This window comes from Stenomitos frigidus ULC18 (assembly GCF_003003795.1).
In the GTDB taxonomy this organism is placed as follows: Bacteria; Cyanobacteriota; Cyanobacteriia; order Leptolyngbyales; family Leptolyngbyaceae; genus Stenomitos; species Stenomitos frigidus_A.
In genome coordinates, this window is the sequence record NZ_PVWK01000031.1 from 80,897 (window position 1) to 94,889 (window position 13,993).

11 protein-coding genes, 1 tRNA gene and 1 pseudogene are annotated in these 13,993 nt (G+C 50.1%); 6 read left to right on the top strand and 7 right to left on the bottom strand.

Translation table 11 applies throughout. The annotated features are described in order from the left end of the window. Positions 1-90 precede the first annotated feature (90 nt). The 3 genes from C7B82_RS06665 to C7B82_RS06675 form a co-directional block, all read right to left on the bottom strand. Positions 91-1,626: a SagB/ThcOx family dehydrogenase gene (locus tag C7B82_RS06665; protein ID WP_106255522.1), complete on the bottom strand. Its 1,536-nt coding sequence runs from the start codon at positions 1,624-1,626 to the stop codon at positions 91-93. Positions 1,627-1,701: 75 nt separating this feature from the next. After that, on the bottom strand, positions 1,702-2,583 hold the full coding sequence (locus C7B82_RS06670) for an SGNH/GDSL hydrolase family protein (RefSeq protein ID WP_106255523.1): 882 nt from the start codon (positions 2,581-2,583) through the stop codon (positions 1,702-1,704). A 62-nt stretch (positions 2,584-2,645) separates the two neighbouring features. Beyond that, entirely contained in the window at positions 2,646-4,211 is a 1,566-nt protein-coding gene (locus C7B82_RS06675; protein WP_245939763.1) for an ammonium transporter, read from the bottom strand. A 542-nt stretch (positions 4,212-4,753) separates the two neighbouring features. On the opposite strand from C7B82_RS06675, the gene gshA reads away from it, so the two are divergent. From gshA to C7B82_RS06695, 4 genes are all read left to right on the top strand, one after another. Beyond that, entirely contained in the window at positions 4,754-5,905 is a 1,152-nt protein-coding gene (gene gshA / locus C7B82_RS06680; protein WP_106255525.1) for a glutamate--cysteine ligase, read from the top strand. 368 nt (positions 5,906-6,273) lie between these two features. Continuing rightward, positions 6,274-6,735, top strand: coding sequence for a tRNA (cytidine(34)-2'-O)-methyltransferase (locus C7B82_RS06685; protein WP_106255526.1), 462 nt, complete (start codon positions 6,274-6,276; stop codon positions 6,733-6,735). Positions 6,736-7,738: 1,003 nt separating this feature from the next. Beyond that, a complete protein-coding gene (locus C7B82_RS06690; protein ID WP_146141072.1) occupies positions 7,739-9,718 on the top strand; it encodes a peptidoglycan DD-metalloendopeptidase family protein in 1,980 nt (659 codons plus the stop codon). Positions 9,719-9,903: 185 nt separating this feature from the next. Next, positions 9,904-9,977: transfer RNA gene (locus C7B82_RS06695), tRNA-Met, on the top strand. A gap of 34 nt (positions 9,978-10,011) precedes the next feature. On the opposite strand, the gene C7B82_RS35010 is transcribed toward C7B82_RS06695, so the two are convergent. The 4 genes and pseudogenes from C7B82_RS35010 to C7B82_RS06710 form a co-directional block, all read right to left on the bottom strand. Further along, positions 10,012-10,338 carry a response regulator gene (locus tag C7B82_RS35010; RefSeq protein ID WP_106255528.1) on the bottom strand — a complete coding sequence of 109 codons (327 nt, stop codon included), beginning with the start codon at positions 10,336-10,338 and terminating at the stop codon, positions 10,012-10,014. After that, positions 10,248-11,048, bottom strand: a pseudogene (locus tag C7B82_RS35015) (sensor histidine kinase). The gene C7B82_RS35010 and the pseudogene C7B82_RS35015 overlap by 91 nt, the downstream one beginning before the upstream one ends. Before the next feature lie 22 nt (positions 11,049-11,070). Then, complete coding sequence (locus C7B82_RS35020) at positions 11,071-11,592, bottom strand: PAS domain-containing protein (RefSeq protein WP_219904091.1); 522 nt, start codon at positions 11,590-11,592, stop codon at positions 11,071-11,073. Between the two features lie 548 nt (positions 11,593-12,140). Continuing rightward, entirely contained in the window at positions 12,141-12,881 is a 741-nt protein-coding gene (locus tag C7B82_RS06710; protein ID WP_245939764.1) for a DUF305 domain-containing protein, read from the bottom strand. Positions 12,882-13,173: 292 nt separating this feature from the next. On the opposite strand from C7B82_RS06710, the gene C7B82_RS06715 reads away from it, so the two are divergent. Together C7B82_RS06715 and C7B82_RS06720 are read left to right on the top strand one after the other, a co-directional pair. Then, positions 13,174-13,533 (top strand): four-helix bundle copper-binding protein, encoded by a 360-nt coding sequence (locus C7B82_RS06715; protein WP_106255529.1) that lies wholly within the window; start codon positions 13,174-13,176, stop codon positions 13,531-13,533. 251 nt (positions 13,534-13,784) lie between these two features. Next, on the top strand, positions 13,785-13,979 hold the full coding sequence (locus C7B82_RS06720; protein ID WP_106255530.1) for a heavy-metal-associated domain-containing protein: 195 nt from the start codon (positions 13,785-13,787) through the stop codon (positions 13,977-13,979). The last annotated feature ends 14 nt before the right edge of the window (positions 13,980-13,993 follow it).

Consider the following 13,993-nt stretch of genomic DNA (forward strand, 5'->3'; position numbering starts at 1 on the left):
TAGCTATAACTGCACATTTTGATTGAGCTCTCAGCGTTCAGCACTGAGAGAAAGCTAATCGCTGACGGCTGAACGCTTAAAACCATGAGGTTATTTCTGTACAGCCCCTAAGGTGGTGATGTAAAGGACAGCCTCATCGCTCGGAATACCCAACACTTCGTTCACCTGGTCGTCAAAGAAACCAGCGATGCCGCTGACACCTAGTCCAAGCTGAGTGGCTGCCAGGTTGAGCCGTTGCCCTAAATGTCCGGCATCGGTGTGAAGGTAGCGATAAACGCGATCGCCATAGGCCGCGATCGCCACCTTAAGGTCTGCTGTGTGGAACAGAACCGCTCCAGCATCGCGACCCAGATCTTGTTGCAAACAGAGAAAGTGTAATTCTTGGCGGAAGTTTTTGAAGCGAATTTGGCGAAGCTCGTGCGTTTTCGGCGCATAGTAATAGCACCCTTCCTCTAAGCCAGTCACTGAAGACACAACGATAAACGTTTCCACCAGACTCAAATCGAAATAATCAGGTGAGCCATCTAACCCCTGATCGATATAGTGCTGAGGCTGGTAGGTAAAGTCAAGCAAAGCGATGAGCTCCTCAAACGTCAGAGCAGCACCACTATAGGCACGGGTGGAACGCCGCCTGAGTATCGTCGTTTCTAAGTGTTCCAGCTGATTTCCCCAGTTGATCGGTGGGGTTTGCGTAGACACCTTGAGACAAAAGGGAAAGTTATATTTATCAGTTCGCTGTACTTGTGACGTTGCAGGCTTCCAGTTCACCTTCACGGTGGTATCGAGGGGCAATTGAGTCGCTTGATGCAAATAGCTAAGCAGTTGCCCCTCTGGAATCGGCGGATAGTAGCGCTGTGTTGTTGCAGCTAGAGCAGTGCGCGCCAGGGAGAGATTTTGTTTCACTTCCAGCAAATCGGCAAGGGGCAGGATGGCGATCGCCCCTTCTTGCTCTGCATCGAGATAAAGCAGTTGCTGCATGGCTTCGTCCATAAAGCCACCAATCAGGTGCGGACGATAATCATTGAGTGTACAGGCCAATTCAATGTTGCCCAGTAAATGCCCCGTATCCAGACAAATGCGCCGATAGGCACGATCTTGATAGCGCCAGGCCGATCGCTGAAAGACGGCTGTTGTCACTAGAGCAAGCTGGGTGTTTTCTAGCACAGGGTGCCAGTAGCAAGCGGTTTGCAGCTTAGTCCAGACATCGCTTTCCCAAAAATGCATTAAGGAGTGAGTGTAAGCCTGGTAGTTGTAAAGCCCGGCTGGCAACAAGGGGGTGCCGCGCGAGATCAGGTAAAGCTCAGCAGGATAAAGTCCACCAGCAGAAGGAGACGCTCTTAAGTAGTGAGGGTTGCCTGGTGTGGGGATCCGTCCGGTTAACCCATAGCTACAGAGCAACAATCGCGCTAGCCGCTGCCACCAAAGCTTAGCTGGGTCATTGCTAAAGGCTGTTGCGTCATCGTTCAGGTAGGGCTTCAAATCAATCGAAGTACCAATCTTATACTCTTTGAACGGCAGCGGCTGTTGGCTCCAATCGAGCGGCGGCTGTTTTGCGTTGATGGTTTCAGGGTTGTATTTTGTCCGCTCGTGATAGTGCTGGGCGATCGACGCGGTTAAGTCCGACATAACGGTTGCGGAAGAATGCGGCTCAGTCTCAATCTTGACATTCTCTTAGCTGAAAGCGCCACCTTCCCACACGTATCAGCGCGATCGCAGTCGCGTTTCTGACCGTTGTTCAACAAAGACCTGGAGCTGCGATCGCCAGACTTGATACCCTTTCGCACTCAGATGCAGCCCATCTGTACTCAACGTTGTGGACAGATCACCCTTCGCATCGGCAAAGTAGGGGTGCAAATCCAGGTAGTCAACGCCTTCCGCTTTCGCCATTGCTGCTAACGCTTGATTCAGTTGGCGAATGTAACCGTTTGAAACCAACCCAAGATGGGGCAACCAAGGCACGGCTTGAGACTCCTTTGGCGCTGCGTGGTCATGAGGCGATGGTTGCGATCGCGGTAACCGACTACCCGCATGAGGCAAAATTGATTGCACCACAATCCGCGCTTGCGGGTGCGCTACTTTCAGGTGAAGCACAATCTCACGGTAATTTGCCAGCAGCGTTTCAGCGCTACGACCTCGAATCAAATCATTGATGCCAATCATCACAAACACTGTCTTTGGCTGTGTTTGATCAAACAATTGGAGCCGTCGTAACAAGCCGATCGACGTTTCGCCTGAAATCCCCTGGTTTAGCCAAACTTTTTCTGGAGGCAACAGTTCTGGCGGAAACCAAAGGCTGAGAGAGTCTCCTGCCAGAACCATCAGCTGTTTTGGATGTGACTCTGCCGCCACTTTTGCTTCTTGTCTCAGCAGAGTAACCCATTGTTCATACGTCAGTTGCCGACGCTGCACTGGCCCAGAGAATGATGATGCCCTGGTTGTATCCGCTTGCGCGGTTGAAGCATTGACCTGTGACAAACCGGCTAGGCCACTCCGGTGCAGCAGTAGGGCAGACGCAAGAAGCAGTCCGCTGATGCCGAACGACAGAGTCACCCAACCGGGAAAGGAAACGAAACGCCTAGACACTGGCTCAGATTTAACGTGATTTGAGTCAGATTGTAATGGCAATTTCAGTTTTTTTTGCTTCTCTAATCAGTCTGTTTGGCAAAAGAAATTTCGCCAACAATCTCTTCGCCATAAGCGCCCTCGCCATGCTCGTAGATGTCCAACCCTTCATCTTCAACTTCGGGCTTGACTCGTAGCTCCATGAAGAGCCCCAACACCTTGAGAATGACAAACGTACCAACAGCAGCAATGATTGCAGCGATTAGCACCGCAATAATTTGAGTGACCAGCTGACCAGGATTGCCGTAGAAGACACCGTTATTACCAGCCGAGTTCACTGCCTTTGTGGCAAAAAAGCCAGTCAAAAGTGCGCCGACAGTACCACCAACACCGTGTACTGGGAAGGTGTCCAAAGAGTCGTCAAACTGTAGCTTCGCTTTCAAGTTGACAGCGAAGAAACAGGCTAGAGCCGTCAGAGCGCCGATAAAAATTGCAGACACTGGTGTGACAAAGCCAGCTGCGGGTGTAATGCCAACCAGCCCAGCAACAAAACCACTACCCAAGCCAACCGCTGTTGGCTTGCCCTTCAGAAACCACTCAGCTAAGAGCCATGCCAGGCCTGCTGCTGAAGTTGAAACCGTGGTCGAGACAAACGCTACCGTTGCCAAGCCGCCTGCACCAAGGGCACTGCCTGCATTAAAGCCGAACCAGCCGAACCACAGCATGCCAACACCTAACAGGACAAACGGAACATTGTGAGGAATGACTGGCTTCGCCATCCAGTCTTTACGAGGACCAAGAACCCAAGCAGCAACCAACGCTGAGACACCAGAACTGATGTGTACGACCGTGCCACCCGCAAAATCCAAGGCACCCATCGCACCCAAGAACCCTCTACCCCAAACCATATGGGCTAGTGGCGAGTAAATGAAGGTAGACCACAGGATGATAAACCAGAAGAATGCTTTGAACGAGATGCGCTCAACGATCGACCCCGAAACCAGCGCTACTGTAATGATGGCAAACATCATCTGGTAAACCATGAACACTTGGTGTGGAATCGTTGGTGCAAAGCCAATCGGGTCAGGAGCATCAAAAGCAACGCCATTCAAACCCAACCAACCTAGCCCACCAATAAATTGCTCAATACCCTGAGCAAAGGTCTGCCCTTGAGCCAGGTCGACATCAAAGGCCAAGGTATAGCCCCAGAGAATCCAGGTGACGCCCACAATCGCCATCGCTACCAGACTCATCATCATGGTATTGAGGACGTTGCGCGATCGCACCAGTCCACCATAGAAGAACGCTAACCCAGGGGTCATAAACAGCACCAGCGCTGAAGAGATCAGCATCCAAGCCGTATCACCCGTGTCGATTTTGGGTGGCGCAGCTGCAGCAGGTGCAGCTGCATCCTGAGCGACCGCAGGATCAATCAGAGCGCCTGTCAGTAGATGCACCAACGTCATGACTACTAAAGGCAGACCGAAGGCTAGAACCAATCTGCGTAGGGTCTTTTTATTTTGTTCGCTCGGCTCGGCGGCAGCCAGAATAGCAAGTTGCTGCCACAGGGAGGACAGCGATCGAGCAAAAGAGCTAGAAAGGCTCCGACGCTTATTCTTCGACCTCTTATGAAGCGTTAGTTTAGACATTTTTACCAAAAAATCCTTGCGAGAACGTCAATAGGAACATTAGGTGACTCACCGGGGCAGCTAAGTCAGAAGGTCACCCGGCAAAAGGGTTTGGCTTTGCTTGTATTACTCAGACCACTGGAAGATGGAACCCTTCAGTGAGCGTTTCTACGTGCTGCTGTTTGCCTTGGGCAAAGCAATTGAATCGCAAATTACCCCATTTGAGGGATGAACTCTTAGGAGTGATTGCACCAATTCTAGGAAGGTGAATTCTGTATAACAGATAACATATCGACTTTGATGTTCGTTCCAGCTTTGGAGACGAGGAAGCCATGAGGACTGAAGCTTTGACTAGAAAGGGATCGCAAGGTGATCAAGAAAAAACTAGGAAATTGAAACATTTTTTGGATTTAGCGTTGATGAGACATTTCTCTCGCTAAACTCAACTTTCCACTCCAGCTGCACAGTCAGGCTTAGTGCCTCCTTCCATTACCCCTTCAGTAGATGCATTGTTGACCTTTTCCCCGATACTGAAGGAGGATTGCTCAACTCGGAGAGGAGACATGCTGCTGTCAAAAGGGTTTGAAGTTGAGATTTACACCAGCACCCCAGAAGGGGCGATCGTCGGTCTTTCTGACAAAATCGTGGCCGCATTGGATGGTTTTGTGCGGGAACCAGATAGCCGCAACGTTGAATACACCACTCCCCCTTGTTACCGCTATGAGCGGTTGCTGTGCGATTTGGTGCGCCCTCGCCTACGCTTGCGAGACTACTTAAAGCAGTTAGGAAACTACACACTGATTCCGGGTAGTACGCTTTCTTTAGGGGCGGTTGATCACTTTTGGCGATCCGATCCAGGCAATCCTTACCATAGCTACATCGAGCAAACGTATGGCACGAGTGTCGTCACTGCTAGCATTCATATTAATGTCGGCATCAGTGACCCAGAACTCTTGATGCGAGCCTGTCGCTTGATTCGAGTCGAAGCACCGCTCTACCTTGCGTTAAGCGCCTCTTCGCCCTTTCTGGCTGGTGCAGTCACGGGGTATCACTCTACCCGCTGGGGCATGTTTCCGAAAACACCTGCTCAGGTACCACTGTTTGAAAGTCATGCTCATTTCATTCAATGGACTGAGCAGCAGTTGGCAGCCGGAACCATGCAAAATGTGCGTCATCTCTGGTCATCTGTACGCCCAAACGGCGATCGTCGCCCGTATAACCTCAATCGCCTGGAACTGAGAATTTGCGATTTAGTCATTGATCCGATCGCGCTGCTTGCGATTACAGCACTATTAGAAGCTCGACTGATGCAATTGATCGCCGACCCTACGCTCGATCCACTGCAAAACAGCCTCTTCCCATCAGCAACGCGGGCGCATGATCTAGCTAACCTTGCCGATGCCAACGAAAGTGCAGCGGCTCGCCATAGTCTGGATGCTGAACTACGCCACTGGAAAGATGGTAGCCCCATCATCGCAAGAGCATGGATCGAGCAGCTTTATCAGGAGGCTTGGACGATCGCTAAAGAGCAGGGCTTTAGCTGCTTTCTCCTACCGCTCAAAAAAATTCTGCGCGAGGGCAACGAAGCTCAACGGTGGCTTAAACTTTACGAGCAGGGATTGGGAGTACAACCCATTATGGAGCAGGCCATTCAAGCTGCAGCCACTTACGAACTTACTCTGCAAGATGACCTTTGCCAGCCGCTTGTTGCTTAGGACTGGTTAAAAACCACTAGTGATGAGCGTTCAGCGATGAAGGCAGAACGGGTCGCTTAAGTAGTGACCCGGGCAAGTTTATATTCGAACTAGCACTGCACGAGCGTTCGTTGGTTGACCCTGTCTTTGAGGGAGAACAACTGCCTGAAGCTGAAAAGGCTGCTGTTTACAAACGGCGAGCGCCGCCCACCTCTTTTTGTATAATAAAAAACACTTTCAGCCCTATCCTCCCTCCGGACGATAACAAAGCGAGATCAAAATCTTTGAGCACATTAGCTGGTGCTACAAAGATTAAAAAAAGCTATCAATCGCGTTTTTTGCCTGATCACTGCAATAACGCTTAACGCCCCAAAAAATGCTGCGGATACATGCTTAGAGTCGTTTTAGTTCATCCACAGATCCCGCCAAACACAGGCAATATCGCTCGTACATGTGCTGCTACCGAAACCGAGCTGCACCTCGTTGGGCCACTCGGTTTCGAGATTAGCGATCGTTACCTTAAACGTGCAGGCTTAGACTACTGGCCCTACGTCAACCTGCAGTATCACGCGTCGATCGAAGTGTTTCAAGGTGTCCAGCAGAGGCAGGGTGGTCGCTGCATAGGCTTTAGCACTTCTGGACGCTGCAGCTATAGTAAGTTTGCTTTTCAGCCTTTAGACTGGCTCCTGTTTGGCAGCGAGACTCAAGGGTTGCCGACCGACGTACTTGCCACTTGTGACGAGACGGTTCACATTCCCATGTCAAGTCAGCATGTCCGGAGCCTTAACCTTTCCGTCAGTGCTGCTGTCGGGCTATTCGAGGCACAGCGACAACTAGGGTACTTAGGGTAGTTTGTGTTGCTAGAACCCGTGTCTCTAAAGCACGTAAAAGGCTCTAGATAATAGCTCACGTTCTTTTGCTACTTAACTTAAGAACAAGAATTTAATCACTCCCACATTTCCATAGTGGCGCAAGGTCGTGCGCCACTACCTGCAGACAATTAGCCGATTTTATTTAATCCATACTCCTTAGTCAAAGTGTCAGGCAGACCCAATCCTGCATAAACCTACCGAATAAGTAACACCAAGCGCGTATATGAGCATCTAGAAATGAACTACTTGTAATGACTCTAAGTCACAGAAAGGAGACCAGCTGGCCTGATCTGGAGCAAAAAAGTAATCAATCAAGCATATGACTACAGCATCTCTATGTAATAAGAAATTTCTATAACTAAAAGACGAAATTTACCAGGCAGCATACACGTGCTTTTTTACTGCTGAACATCGTTACAGGCAGTAACTACAGCGTCCCTCGAAAGCTGTAGACACTATATCTATGCCAGTAAGCGATGAAAGTCGCAACTGCTAATTGTGATAAGGTACACAATTTCACGGTTGTTGGTCTGCTTAATTTCGACCTATTCTTGTTTAGAAAATAGTTGCGATTGCTACCTGAGTCCATTTCTTGGATGCATCGAAAAGCTTACCAGCAAGCCGTTTGTTGGTTTACCTCAACGCGGAGCTCGGTCTCCTTAAGTCAGGTAAGCTTGATTTCATGAGAAGGGTGTTTGTCTTCCCAAAAAGTTGACGCATCCGCCTTGAAAAGCTCAATAGGAAGGACTTTATAGAACGCTGACGATCATTCATAAAGAGCAATCAAAGGTTTTTTCAACACTGATTGTAGATTTTTGGGGTTGTGTTAACTTGTCTAAATTGAGAAAGCAGGGTAATCTTGCCTAAGTGTTTGCCGCCAGTGATCCAGATCGCTTTACCATGTGATTTCTATCATTGACAGATGGCAGACAGATATGACTCAAGGACAGTTAAACGCTGGACATTTTAGGAGGTCGTTTTTTTGGAACGAACATTTCCGCAGAAGGTTAAGCCTGTTCCTTCCTGTGAAGTTGAAGAAGGTGTGATGGTGAGTCAAATCAGGCAGACTCCACCGGAGGTCAATCGTCTGGTTCGTACTTCTGCCGCTATGATCGGTTTAGCGATCTCAGTGGGGGCATACGGTCTACCCCTGCCCAACCAGACCGATGAGGCAATCGCTGCGGAGCCAGTAGCTGGCGAGCCAAGCGCAAACACAGTGCCTTCAGGGTTTGATGTTGCGGCTGTGCCTCATAGAGCTGAGCCTACTGAGCGAGCTCAGGGTTCTTCCTCCACAAGAGTTATTGAGCACACCGTGCAAGAAGGGCAAACCCTTTGGCAGCTCTCTCAATTCTATCGGATTGACGCTGCAACGCTTGCTCAAGACAACGGAATTTCTACAGCGGCCGTGTTGCATGTTGGCCAAGTCTTGCAGATTCCGCGCAATGATCAGTTTGCTCCTATCGCGCAAGCTGCTGCCAGCATCAACGGTTCTGAATACTACGGCTTGGTTGAGGGCGCAAGTGCTTTAGACAGCACGCAGAAAGTTGTCCCACAGGCTCACTATAGTGAAGCGCTGGATGCCTTAAAGGAGAAGCAAGAGCGTCTTCGGCTAAGCCTTGCACAGCTCAAAGCCTCTAAACAGGGTGGAGTTTCGGCCGCTGCAGAACAGGTTTCACCTGAAGCAGTAGCTAGTACGCCTGAAGCTGGTACGTCCTATCGGGTGATGCTAGGAGATACATTAGGGGCGATCGCTAAAGCTCACAACGTATCCTTGCGGCAGCTAGCAACTGCAAACAAGTTGACCAATCCAAACATCTTGAATGTGAATCAAGTGCTGGTCATTCCTCAAGCAAGTGCCAAAGCATCCCTAACGGCTCCAACCGATGTGCCTGTGATGATTGCTTCAGCTGATCCTAGCCGGATCACGCTGCCAGCAAAGGCAGTCACGTCTCGCAGAATTGCTGTTTTACCGAGTCAGCTTAATCAAGAAACCCCTGAGCAGACATTGCCAACGGTTTCTCTAACACAATCATCGGTTGCCCCCGCGATCGGTGGTGCCACTCAAGTCGCCACTGCATCGTTCGGGAACATCCAACCCGCTCAAGCAGAGCAGTCAGGTTCTAGCGTTCAGTATAGCCACGTCGAGAACCTTAGACTTGAGATTGTTAAGCTGCGAGAAAAGTACCAGGCTTCGGCCAATCAACTTCAACCAACAACGGTACCGACGGCTAAGGTTGCTGCGGCACCACTTAACGTAGCGGCACCAGCAAACACTCAAGCACCTTCAACAACCGTTAGAGCAGAATTTGAACCCACCCGCTATACAAAAGCGCTACAGGCTCAAATTCGTCATCTGCAAGCCAGCCAACAGCAAGACAAGCAAGCTGAAATGAAATCAGCCGCCTCTGATTTAGCACCTGCAGCAGTCCAAACAAAGCCACAGCTTGTTGCAACCGCATCGATCGGTTCTCAGAGCTATGAGCCACTGATTCAGTCCCCGGTTGGCAAGATGGTATCGCCTGATTTACCACCACTAGGCTCAGTTGATGCTTATTTGCCTGGTAACACGGGTAAGTTTAACGGCTACATCTGGCCTGCCAAAGGTCTTCTTACCTCTGGCTATGGCTGGCGTTGGGGACGGATGCACAAGGGTATCGATATTGCCGCTCCGGTTGGCACACCAGTCTTTGCTGCAGCCGCTGGCGTAGTCATTACCGCAGGCTGGAATTCTGGTGGCTATGGCAACATGGTCGAAATTCAACATCCAGATGGTAGTGTGACTCTCTACGCGCACAACAGTCGGCTTGTTGTGCGCCCAGGGCAAGAGGTCGCTCAAGGCCAGCAAATCGCTGATATGGGCAGTACTGGCTACAGTACGGGTCCTCACTCTCATTTTGAAGTACACCTCCCTGGGCAAGGAGCCGTTAATCCAATGGCTCATTTACCCACAGGGCAAGCCTAGATTCCTTTCTGGGTTAAGGTTTAATCACGTCAAGGGAGCTAGAAAGCTCCCTTTTTTGTTCATTTTCCAGGGCGCAACCAAGCCAATTTCTGCTCTGAGAGCTTGTACCAATGGTTCAGTTGAGAAAAGCGGGAGCATAGCGCTTGCTTGCCCAATCATGCTATCTTGTTAAAGCTATTTAGTAAGGCTCAGTAGCTCAGTTGGTTAGAGCAGGGGACTCATAAGCCCAAGGTCGCAGGTTCAAATCCCGCCTGAGCCATCAAATAAATGCCATCATACGTCGCGAGTGCCGCTCAAAAAGCCTTTAAAATCAGAGTCACTAGAGGCGCTACTTGATGATAAAAGCGCTCAAGGCGATGCGAGTTGTATCGATTAAATCCGTAGTTGGCAGCCAGACTTAAATGAGGGGGGCGGTTGAGCAAATTAGCGATCGCCATCACAATCTTGTCTGTCTCCACAGGTTTAAGCATGTGCTCCTGAAAGCCTGCGGCAAGGGCTTGCTTTTGGTTCAGCTCACCCGCGTAAGCCGTTAGAGCGATCGCGGGCATGGGACTGCCATGTTGCTGTGCGCGAATTTGTTGTAGCAGCATATAGCCATCCATGTTAGGTATCGCAGCCATCGCACCGCTTCTTCGATATAGGGCAGCGCTCCCGTTACTGCTGCTGTGGGGGTGAGGCTCGAACCTATACGATCTTCAGGTAAGTGAGTGGAACCAAACGGAAGGATGATCGTAACGTTCGTCCCTTGCCCCAGTTGGCTGGCGACTCGGATGCTACTGCCGTGGAGTTTGACGAGTTCTTGTACCAGTGCGAGTCCGATGCCAGAGCCTTAATAGGTACGGGAACGCGTTTCACTTACGCGATGAAAGCGCTCAAACAAGCGTGGCAAAGCCGCTTCAGGGATGCCAACGCCTGTATCAATTACACTCAACTCAACGGCATCACCAACGGATTGTAAGCGAACGGTAATACTGCCTGCAAACGTGAACTTGAAGGCATTAGAAAGGAGATTGAGTACAATCTTTTCCCACATGTCGCGATCGACATAGACAGGCTCAGGCAAGGGTGGACAATCGATCACAAGCTTCATACCAGCCTGCTCGATCAGCGATCGAAAAAGGCTGGCAAGTTCAGCCGTATACGTTGCCAAATCGGTGGGTTCGTAGGATGCCTGCACACGTCCCGCTTCAATCCGCGAAAAATCGAGCAACGTGTTGACCAGCTTTTGTAACCGCAAGCCGTTTCGCTGCACCAGCTGTAACTGTTCGCGTTCATCCGGTTTTAAGCGCCCCTCTAACGTATGCGACAAATCTGCTAGCGGACTTAACATGAGAGTCAGCGGTGTGCGAAATTCATGACTGACGGTGCTGTGCTAACTGCCGTTCACCAATAATGCGCTGTGTATCATCACTATTCGCACAGAGAATACCACCCGTATTACCCTGATCATCAGGAATCGGACTATACGAAAACGTGTAGTAAGTTTCCTCTGGATAGCCGTTACGCTCCATAATGAGCAGCAGAGCTTCGTCGTAAGTGCCCTCATTTTTGAGTATGGCTGACTCTGCTCGTGGGCCGATCTGATCCCAAATTTCTTGCCAAACCACGGAGGCAGGCTGCCCAAGGGCTTCTGGATGTTTGCCACCCACGATCGCTCTATAAGCATCGTTGTAAAGGTTAATCAGGTCATCGCCCCACCAAACAAACATGGGTTGACGAGAGGTCAGCACAATGCGCACAGCCGTTTTCAAGCTCTGTGACCACCGTTCTACAGAGCCAAGTGACGTTTGCGACCAGTTGTACGATCGCATGAGCCTCGCCATTTCACCACTACCTGCAAAGAGCTGTTCAGGCGTCTGACGGTGCTGATTCATACTCTTCCCTCCATTACATTCACATCAGCAACCAATAAGCACCGTCGCCAGTCTCCAGGGGCGTACTTGCCACGCTTACGTTACTAGCCCTCTAATTCATTCAGGTTACTAGAACCCTTAGCTAGCTCCAGTGTTACGCCAGGCGCAGGCAAACAGATACTCTTGGCGTCATCGCTGTGACGCCAAGAGTAACGATAAGTGGCACCTACGTCATACGGGTCAAACACTGCAATCGACGCATCGCTCAACTAGCAAACGTCACTTCAGTAAAGATGCTTAGTTAAATGAACTTCATATCTGCAACCAATGGCATGGAGTAGTAACTCTAAAAACTTAGAGCCCATCTTCTTACTAATGGCCGGAGGCATTGTCTATCCTTTGGGAGATTTATCTGTCTGAATCGTTCAAGAGCAACGCAGTCTAGATTAGCGACACCCAACCGATCGTCCTTTGATAGCAGAAAGGCTGCATCAAGCTCAAAGTAAGATTCCTTCACCACTACAAAGTCAAAGGGAAGAAGGCACCGTAAAAGCCGTTTTAGTCGGTTCTTACTGCTTATACCAGGTTTGCTTCCATTGCTTCATCTGAGCAATTTCGGCGTTCTGAGACTTGATGATGGCTTGAGCCAATTGCCTTATTTCTGGGCGTTTGGACTTGCTTAAGACCTCTTTTGCCATCGTAACAGCGCCCTCATGGTGGGGAATCATGGCATTCAGGAAGCGCAAATCAAACTGACTATCAGCGGCCCCTAAATCCATGCTCATCATCATGCCTTTCGTCTGGCTCTCTGACATTGCCATCATGTGATTCATTTCGGCATGCCAAGCCATTGGGGTACTAGACGCTTTGGGATACCAGGCTTGCCGCCACTGTTTCATTTCAGCAATTTCTTTGGCTTGGGCTTTGATAATGCTAGCCGCCAACGTTTGGATTTCAGGGCGCTTCGATTTTTGCTGCGCTTCCTTTGCCATCACAACGGCTCCTTGGTGATGCGGCGTCATCGCATCAATAAACCGCAGGTCAAAATTGGCATCAGCAGGACCAAGACTCATCTCCATGGTGTGGTTCATCATGCCGCCAGCCTGATTCATGTTGCCATGATCCATTTGCATAGATCCAGCGGCGGTAACCGTTGGGTTGGGGTCTTGTGCCTGCTTTTGGGCAGCGGCAGAGCAGGCATTGAGCAGGCTGCTAGTGGACGCGATCGCCCCTAAGAGCAAAACTAGCGAACCTGTTTTTTTGAGTAGTTTGCTCGTTAGAAAATGGAGTGACATAAGCTTGGTTGCCATAAGGAAAGGATTGGAGGCTATGTTTAGATTCTGAGTACTCCAGTCCACTGGAGAGTCAACCCCTTCAAGTCAGTAGGCTGTTTTAGCTGTCCCAGCGGTTGTTCACAGGAAGGAGACAGATACCCTCGATCAACATGGCACATGGTGATGAAATCAGGATGAAATCGTTTTAGCCAGCAAGGCGGAAACCGTATCCCTTTCGGAAGAGGGAAGCAACGATCGCAGAGCTTCTTTAGGGTGAAGTTGTCTAGCCTTGTGCGCTGGCGTCCTTTATGCGTTTAGGGAGTTCAGTATGACGACAACTCAAACCCACCAAACCTTGCTTGATGCCTGCATTGAAGCGTGTCTCAATTGCCTACGCGACTGTGAAAACTGCGCCACTGCCTGCCTCGATAGCGACATGGTGCAAATGATGGCTCAATGCATCAAGCGCTGCCGCGACTGCGCTGATACCTGTGCACTCTGTGCTCGCTTTATGGCACGAAACTCTGACCTTCATGGACAATTGTGCAGCGTGTGTGCTGAAGCGTGCGATCGCTGCGCAGCTGAGTGTGAAAAACATCATCACGACCACTGCCAGCGTTGTGCTGCATCCTGTCGTCGTTGCGCTGAAACGTGCCGCCAGATGGCGATGGCAATGGCATCAGCCTAGTGTTTGCCCAATAACAACCAGCGTTTCCTCTCCGTCCTCGGATGGTTTTTAGGTATGTTGTTCCGATCCTATAGGGGCGTTATTGCAACGTCCCTATAGGATCCCGTCCTAACTTTGTATAAGCAAACCTTGTAGAGATGTGTAAGCAAATCTTGTAGAGAACTATGAAGCATTGGGCACATTCCCTTGACTATCCAGTCGAGTGGAGGCTTTAAGATAAAAATAATCCCTAATTAAAGAAACCTCGAAATATGGCAATTGCACTTACCGTTCCCAATATGGCTTGCTCTGCGTGTAGCGATACCATCACTCAGGCAGTCCAGGTGATCGACCCCACTGCAACGGTGCAAGCCGATCCCAAAACTAAACTCGTTGTGATTGAAACGCAAACGCCCGAAGCAACGGTGAAGGCAGCGATCGTTGCGGCTGGCTACTCCGTCACTTAAACGAGGTCTTGCAA

What these genes read in the sequence shown, in the direction of transcription:
- C7B82_RS06710 (WP_245939764.1), bottom strand. Translation starts at nt 12,881, where the DNA reads ATGGCAACCAAGCTTATGTCACTCCATTTTCTAACGAGCAAACTACTC.
- C7B82_RS35010 (WP_106255528.1), bottom strand. Translation starts at nt 10,338, where the DNA reads ATGGCTGCGATACCTAACATGGATGGCTATATGCTGCTACAACAAATT.
- C7B82_RS06675 (WP_245939763.1), bottom strand. Translation starts at nt 4,211, where the DNA reads ATGTCTAAACTAACGCTTCATAAGAGGTCGAAGAATAAGCGTCGGAGC.
- C7B82_RS06715 (WP_106255529.1), top strand. Translation starts at nt 13,174, where the DNA reads ATGACGACAACTCAAACCCACCAAACCTTGCTTGATGCCTGCATTGAA.
- C7B82_RS06720 (WP_106255530.1), top strand. Translation starts at nt 13,785, where the DNA reads ATGGCAATTGCACTTACCGTTCCCAATATGGCTTGCTCTGCGTGTAGC.
- C7B82_RS35020 (WP_219904091.1), bottom strand. Translation starts at nt 11,592, where the DNA reads ATGAATCAGCACCGTCAGACGCCTGAACAGCTCTTTGCAGGTAGTGGT.
- gshA (WP_106255525.1), top strand. Translation starts at nt 4,754, where the DNA reads ATGCTGCTGTCAAAAGGGTTTGAAGTTGAGATTTACACCAGCACCCCA.
- C7B82_RS06665 (WP_106255522.1), bottom strand. Translation starts at nt 1,626, where the DNA reads ATGTCGGACTTAACCGCGTCGATCGCCCAGCACTATCACGAGCGGACA.
- C7B82_RS06685 (WP_106255526.1), top strand. Translation starts at nt 6,274, where the DNA reads ATGCTTAGAGTCGTTTTAGTTCATCCACAGATCCCGCCAAACACAGGC.